General features: G+C 68.3%; 6 protein-coding genes. 1 reads left to right on the top strand and 5 read right to left on the bottom strand.

From position 1 onward, the window contains the following. From VHB27_RS13300 to VHB27_RS13280, 5 genes are all read right to left on the bottom strand, one after another. Positions 1 to 321 (bottom strand): PqiC family protein (locus VHB27_RS13300; protein WP_325601142.1); only part of this gene is annotated, 321 nt, incomplete at its 3' end. Between the two features lie 2 nt (positions 322 to 323). Beyond that, entirely contained in the window at positions 324 to 1,292 is a 969-nt protein-coding gene (locus VHB27_RS13295) for an MlaD family protein (RefSeq protein WP_325601140.1), read from the bottom strand. After that, a complete protein-coding gene (locus tag VHB27_RS13290; RefSeq protein ID WP_325601138.1) occupies positions 1,279 to 2,094 on the bottom strand; it encodes an ABC transporter ATP-binding protein in 816 nt (271 codons plus the stop codon). Before VHB27_RS13290 ends, VHB27_RS13295 begins: the two co-directional genes overlap by 14 nt. Before the next feature lie 4 nt (positions 2,095 to 2,098). Then, complete coding sequence (locus VHB27_RS13285) at positions 2,099 to 3,223, bottom strand: MlaE family ABC transporter permease (protein ID WP_325601136.1); 1,125 nt, start codon at positions 3,221 to 3,223, stop codon at positions 2,099 to 2,101. A gap of 109 nt (positions 3,224 to 3,332) precedes the next feature. Beyond that, the gene (locus tag VHB27_RS13280) at positions 3,333 to 4,205 is read right to left on the bottom strand and encodes a sulfite oxidase heme-binding subunit YedZ (RefSeq protein ID WP_325601135.1); all 873 of its coding nucleotides are present in this window, start codon (positions 4,203 to 4,205) and stop codon (positions 3,333 to 3,335) included. Between the two features lie 148 nt (positions 4,206 to 4,353). On the opposite strand from VHB27_RS13280, the gene VHB27_RS13275 reads away from it, so the two are divergent. Beyond that, positions 4,354 to 5,112 carry a class II aldolase/adducin family protein gene (locus VHB27_RS13275; protein ID WP_325601133.1) on the top strand — a complete coding sequence of 253 codons (759 nt, stop codon included), beginning with the start codon at positions 4,354 to 4,356 and terminating at the stop codon, positions 5,110 to 5,112. Positions 5,113 to 5,118 lie beyond the last annotated feature (6 nt).

Below are 5,118 nucleotides of genomic sequence, written 5' to 3'. Positions count from 1 at the left end.
CGTCACGACAAACCCCGGCAAGGCGCGCCCGAGGTCGTTCGCCAGCGCGCCCCGAACCGCCGACGAGAGCCGTTCCCCCCAACGGCCCGTCGAGCTTGCGTGCATCACGTTGCCGGCCTGCCGGACCTGGATGTCCGTGACGTCGAGGTAATCCGGCATCAGCACGCGCTGCACCAGGATCACCGGCCGTCCGGCCAGTGGTTCGGCCACGTCGGTCACCGGCCCGCCGCCGCCCAGGACATAGATCGCCGGCGCCGGCCCCGATGAACAGGCCGACACCAGCAAGGTCGCCAGGACGGCGAAGGCAGTTCGGCGGCGCATCGCTATCTCCTGCCCCGCAGCAGGGTGCTGGGGTCTCGCTCGATGGTCTGGGTGAACCCGCGCAGCGAACTGGCGCTGGCCGCCAAGTCCCGCACCGCCGCGTTCAGGTTGCCGCGCAGGTCCGACCGCTGGGACGTGAGCTGGTTCACGTTCACCAGCAGCGCATTGGCCTGGTCTGCCGCCCGCTGCGCCGATTTCAGCACCTGCTGCAAGTCGGCACCCCGCCCGTCGAGCTGTTTCTGCGCCGCGTTCGCCAGGCCGGTGATCGCCTCCAGGGTCTGCGTGGCCTGCTCACGCAGTTGGGCCACCGACTGGTCCGTCGTGTTCAGCGTCCGCGTCGCGGTGTCCAGGGTCTGCCGGCTGCTGTCCAGCAGCGGCCCGATCTGCTTATCCAGGCGCTGGGTCAGGTTCTCCACCGTTTCCAGCGTCCGCTGCGCCGATTTCGCGAGGTCGGCGACGGGGATTTCCGACAGCGTGGCGCGCAGCCGCTCCAGGTCCGAGGGCAGCGCGGGGATCTGCGGCAGGTTGTCTTCGTTGGCGTCCACCATCCTGGGCGGGGTCGAAGGCCGGAAATCCAGGTCGATCCGCAACTGGCCGGTGACGAAGCTCTGCAGGTTGAGCTGCGCCCGCAGCCCGGCCTCCACCAGCTTCTCGACGCTGATATTGCCGTTGTGGATGTCCTCGGCGCTAAGCCTCACCTGGCCGGGGACGAGCTCGATGATCACCGGAATGCGCGCGCCGCCCCTGCGTGAAAGCTGCAGCGTGACGTGCTGCACCGACCCGACCCGCACCCCGCGGAACGTCACCGGCGAACCGACATCCAGCCCCGCCACCGAACCGTCGAAGAAGATCACGGCACGGGTGGTGTGGGCGAACAGCCGGGAGCCGCCGAAGAACAGGATCCCCGCCACGACCAGCGCCAGGCCGCCCAACACGAAGCTGCCGACGATCGCCGGCCTAGACACGGCCATGCGCGGCCTCCTTCCGAGGTGTATCGGCTGGCGCGTCGTCGACGCGTTCCCGCAGCATGAACGCCCGGACCGTGGGATGCTCACAGCCGTCGCGCAGCGCCTTGGGGGAGCCGTGGGCAATCGCGGTCCGCGTCTCCGCGTCCAGGAAAACCCCGTCGTCACAGATCGAAAACAGGCTCGGCAGCTCGTGGCTGACCATCACGATCGTCGCCCCCAGCCCGTCCCGCAGCTCGACGATCAGGTCATCCAGCCGTTTCGACGTGATCGGATCCAGGCCCGCCGAAGGTTCGTCCAGGAACAGCACGTCCGGGTCCAGCGCCAGCGCCCGCGCCAGGCCCGCCCGCTTGCGCATGCCCCCCGACAGTTCCGAGGGCATGCGCTGGCCGGCCGCGCTCAATCCCACCAGCGAGAGCTTGAGCCGCACCAGCGCCTCGATCGAGGCGGCGTCGAGGCGGGTGAACAGCTCCAGCGGCAGGGCCACGTTCTCGGCGACGCTCATCGCGCTCCATAACGCTCCGTTCTGGAACAGCACGCCGAAACGGCGGCTGATTTCGATCCGGCGGTCGGCGGGCGCCGCCCAGAAATCCTCCTGGTCCACCAGCACCGTGCCCTTGGCGGGGCGGGTCAGGCCCATGATCGCACGCATGACCGTGCTTTTCCCGCACCCGCTGCCGCCCATCACCGCGAAGATGGACCCGCGGCGGACCGAGAACGACAGGTCACGCTGGATGACCCGCGGCCCGAAGGCCAGGGTCAGGTCCTCGGCGCGGAGCCGGTCGTCGGAGGCAGGTTCCAGCGTCATGGCGTCAGATCATGAGCGCGTTGGCGCAGATGGCAAAGATGGCGTCCAACACGATCACGCCAATGATCCCGGTCACCACCGCGCTGGTCGCCGCCCGGCCGACATCCGCCGCGCTGCGTCCCGCGCGCAGGCCGATATGGCAGCCGGCCAGGGCGATCAGCGTGCCGAAGGCGATGCTTTTGCTCAGGCCAAGCCAGAACTGGATGCCGGAGATCGCGCGCCGCGTCTCCTCGATATAGGCCGTGCTTGTCAGGTCCAGGACCGAGATGCTGACCACCAGGCCCCCGACCAGGCCGACGGCGCAGGCATAGATGTAGAGCAGCGGCATCATCGCGATCAGCGCCGTGACCCGCGGCAAGACCAGGTAATCGAAGACCGGGATCCCGAACGCCTTGAGGGCGTCGATCTCCTCGTTGCCCTGCATCGTGGCGATCTGCGCGGCATAGGCCCCGCCGGTGCGGCCGGCCATGACGATCGCGGTCATGACCGCCGCCATTTCCCGCACCAGGGCGATGCCGACCAGGTCGGCGGCGAAGATGTCGGCGCCGAAGCGGCGGAGCTGGACGGCGCCGACAAAGGCCAGGATGCCACCGATCAGGCCGTTGACGACGGTGACGATCAGCAGGGCGCTGGCGCCGGCTTCGCGCATCATCTGCAGCACGTCGACCAGCCGCGTGCCTCCCCGTCCCACCGCCGCCGCCGACCCGCGCAGCACCGTGTCCCCGATCAGTTCGGTGACGGAGACCGCGCCGTTCCAGCGGGCGATGACGTCCTCCCCCACCCGCGTCGGCAGCGAGGCCTTTGGCCGGGGACCGGTCTCGGCCGGGGCCGTGTCGCCCGCGGCGAGCGCGAGCAGACGCCGGGCGGCGGGGGGCAGGCCGGTTTCGTCGATGTCGAGGGCGGCGGCATGCAACGCTTGGACGAAAACAATGATCGCGCTGTCCCAGCGCCCCAGCCCGGTGGTGTCGAAGGACAGCCGGCGGACGCCTTGCGCTTCCTTCACCAGGTCGGCCGTCCTGGCGGCGCGCATGCCGCCCTCGCGCGCGACCCAGTCGCCGGTCAGCCGCAGCGTGGCCTCGGCGCCGCGCCGCTCCAGCCGCCATGCCGGGGTCGTCACGTCAGCGCTCAAGCCGAAGCGCCCGGCGAGAAAAGAAGCAGGTCATCGATACCGCGTTCCAGACGATGCGTCGGATCGCATTGACCAGAGGCGGGCCGCGATTGGCAAGCCCGCGCGCGGATCAGGCCGGGACCCGGCGTGCCGGTGCGGGGGTGCGGGTCAGCCTCCGTCCCAGGACCACGATCGCGAACGCCACCGTCGCCACCAGCACCCAATGCGCCGGCCGCAGGCCGCGCGCGATGGATTCGTTCGCCGCCAGCACCCGGAACGGGTCCACGCGCGTGGTCAGCCCGTACCAGGCGAACTCCAACCCCGCCGTCAGCAGCGCGGACACGATGGCGAGGCTGCCGTACAGCGCCGTGAGGACGCCGAATCCCTGACGACGCCGCCACGACTCGGGCAGCAGGCGCCAGGCCATCAGCCAGACGAACAGGCCCGACACGAACACCGGCTCCGACACGTTCAGCTTGGACTGGATGTAGTAATGCAGCAGCGCCACGACCCCGAAGGGGTAGACCAGCCGGTGCAGGCGCTTCCAGTTCCGGCCGAGCTTCTTGGTCCAAGCGTCGGTGGAGGTCCAGGCGAGGGCGATCAGGACCAGCAGCGTGGCGAAGCCGATCGTCAGGTAGAAGCGCAGCGCGATCTCGGAGATGACGGTGCCGAGGCGGAAGTTCTCGTCGACGACGTATAGGCCGAGATGCGCGACTGCATACAACGCCGCCGCCACCCCCACATTCCGCCGCACCAGCAGCAGCCCGTTCCACTCCAGCGCCCGGGCCAGCGGCGTGATCGCCAGCGAGATCATCAGGAACCGGATCGCCCAGAGACCGGTTTCGTGGATGGCCTCGGTCAGCGGCCGCGCACCCAACTGCCCCGTCCCCAGCCAGTAGAGACACAGCACGCCCGGAACGAACAGCAGCGCCAGCACCGCGGCCTTGAACGGCAGGAAGCGGCCGCGCCGGTCGCGCCACGGCGGGGACCAAGAGACGATCATCGGCAGACTCTCCAGAATTGCCGGGGATGTATGCGGTTTGACGTGAAATGCCAGCTTAAACCGTGGCAATCCGGGCGCAAACCTTGCGCGGTGGTGCGATCAGGGCCACGATCCGAGCGGGGATACAATCGTCAGAAAGGATGTCTCGATGTCTGCTGCCCTCAAAGTCGCTTCTGGAATGTCGGACGCCGAATGGCAAACACGCTGCGAGCTCGCGGCGCTGTACCATGTCTGCAACGATCTCGGTTGGACCGACCTGATCAATACACACATGTCGGCACGCGTTCCGGGTGAGCCAGAGCACTTCCTGATCAACAACTATGGCGAGATGTTCGACGAGATCACCGCGTCGTCGCTGTGCAAGGTGCATCTGGACGGCACCGTCCTGACGCCGAACGGCAAGTTCAACAATGCCGGCTACATCATTCATTCCGGCGTTTACAAGGCGCGGCCGGATGCCAATTGCGTGCTGCACACCCATACCCGCGCGGGCGCCGGACTGTCGCTGATCCGCAACGGGATCCGCCCGATCAGCCAGGACGCGATGCACGTGATCGACGACGTCGTCTACCACGAATACGGCGTGCCGGCGACGGTCGAGGAGTGCGAGGCGCTGGGCAAGAGCTGCGCCACGGGAAGCTGCGTCGTGCTGCTGAACCACGGCCTGCTGACCCTGGGTGAAACGATCCACGGCGCGATGATGCGTTTGTATATGCTGGAACGCGCCTGCGAGCTGGAGCTGATCGCCCGGCAATTGGACGAGCCGCCGATCGTCATCGAGGAGTATGTGCAGAAGAAGGCGGCGGAGCGGATGAAGAAGATGCGCCCGACCCAGGAATACGGCCTGGCGGAATGGAAAGGCATGGTCCGCACGGTGGAGCGCAAGGGCGCCGACTTCCGGCGCTGATCCGAC

Origin of the sequence: Rhodopila sp. (assembly GCF_035548235.1) — a bacterium.
Classification (GTDB): Bacteria; Pseudomonadota; Alphaproteobacteria; order Acetobacterales; family Acetobacteraceae; genus Rhodopila.
Note: the sequence above shows the minus strand (reverse complement) of the source record. Positions and strands in the feature narration are given on the sequence as shown.

Excerpts from the sequence above, each read along its gene's own strand:
- VHB27_RS13295 (WP_325601140.1), bottom strand. The coding sequence starts at position 1,292 with ATGGCCGTGTCTAGGCCGGCGATCGTCGGCAGCTTCGTGTTGGGCGGC.
- VHB27_RS13290 (WP_325601138.1), bottom strand. The coding sequence starts at position 2,094 with ATGACGCTGGAACCTGCCTCCGACGACCGGCTCCGCGCCGAGGACCTG.
- VHB27_RS13280 (WP_325601135.1), bottom strand. The coding sequence starts at position 4,205 with ATGATCGTCTCTTGGTCCCCGCCGTGGCGCGACCGGCGCGGCCGCTTC.
- VHB27_RS13275 (WP_325601133.1), top strand. The coding sequence starts at position 4,354 with ATGTCTGCTGCCCTCAAAGTCGCTTCTGGAATGTCGGACGCCGAATGG.